The sequence below is a fragment of the Micromonospora sp. BL1 genome (genome assembly GCF_003667485.1).
In the GTDB taxonomy this organism is placed as follows: domain Bacteria; phylum Actinomycetota; class Actinomycetes; order Mycobacteriales; family Micromonosporaceae; genus Micromonospora; species Micromonospora tulbaghiae.
Genome location: NZ_RCVK01000271.1, coordinates 1 through 1,104, shown reverse-complemented (window position 1 = coordinate 1,104; position 1,104 = coordinate 1). Strand labels below are relative to the sequence as shown.

The following is a 1,104-nucleotide window of genomic DNA, read 5'->3' as shown; positions in this document are numbered from 1 at the left end:
GCCGGCACCCGCCCGGCCCGCCCGGACAGCGTCGACTTCGACGACCGGACCATCGTCGACTCCGACGGCGTGATCAACCTCCAGGCCGTCCCGCGCAGCATGGTCGTGGTCGGCGCCGGGGTGATCGGCATGGAGTACGCGTCCCTGTTCGCCGCGCTCGGCACCAAGGTGACAGTGGTCGAGCGCCGCCCGCGGATGCTCGACTTCTGCGACGAGGAGATCGTCGAATCGCTGAAGTACCACCTGCGGGACCTGTCGGTGACCTTCCGCTTCGGCGAGGAGGTGGCCGCCGTGGAGAAGCACCGCAGCGCCGCGCTCTGCATCCTGCGCAGCGGCAAGAAGATCGTCGCGGACACGGTGATGTACTCGGCCGGCCGCCAGGGGCAGACCGACGACCTCGCGCTGGAGGCGGCCGGGCTCACCGCCGACCACCGGGGCCGGATCACCGTCGACGCCGACTACCGCACCGCCGTCGACAACATCTACGCCGTCGGCGACGTGATCGGCTTCCCCGCGCTGGCGTCCACCTCGATGGAACAGGGCCGCCTGGCCGCCCAGCACGCCTGCGGCGAGCCGGCGCGCGGCATGTCGGACCTGCAACCGATCGGCATCTACACCATTCCGGAGATCAGTTTCGTCGGGAAGACCGAGGATGAGCTGACCGAGGCGTCCGTCCCGTTCGAGGTGGGCATCGCCCGCTACCGGGAGCTGGCCCGGGGGCAGATCGTCGGCGACTCGTACGGGATGCTGAAACTGCTGGTCTCACCCGAGGACGGCCGGCTGCTCGGGGTGCACGTGTTCGGCACCGGCGCCACCGAGATCGTCCACATCGGGCAGGCGGTGATGGGCTGCGGCGGCACGGTCGACTACCTGCTGGACGCGGTCTTCAACTACCCGACCCTGGCCGAGGCGTACAAGGTGGCCGCCCTCGACGCCGCCAACAAGATCCGCAACATAACCCGGATCAACGACTGACCCGCACCCCCCTGCCCTGCCTTGCACCCTCCCCGGCGATCTTGCACTCTCGGCCCGGCCCGCGCCCGTTATGCCGGAAATACCCGGGCGGCAAGTGCAAGATCGACGCGGCGGGGGACGCGGCGGGGG

At 70.2% G+C, this 1,104-nt stretch carries 1 protein-coding gene; it reads left to right on the top strand.

What is annotated here, in order from left to right; genetic code table 11:
* The coding region (sthA, locus tag EAD96_RS19450; protein ID WP_121685318.1) for a Si-specific NAD(P)(+) transhydrogenase at positions 1–975 on the top strand (975 nt) is incomplete at its 5' end.
* Between the last annotated feature and the right edge of the window lie 129 nt (positions 976–1,104).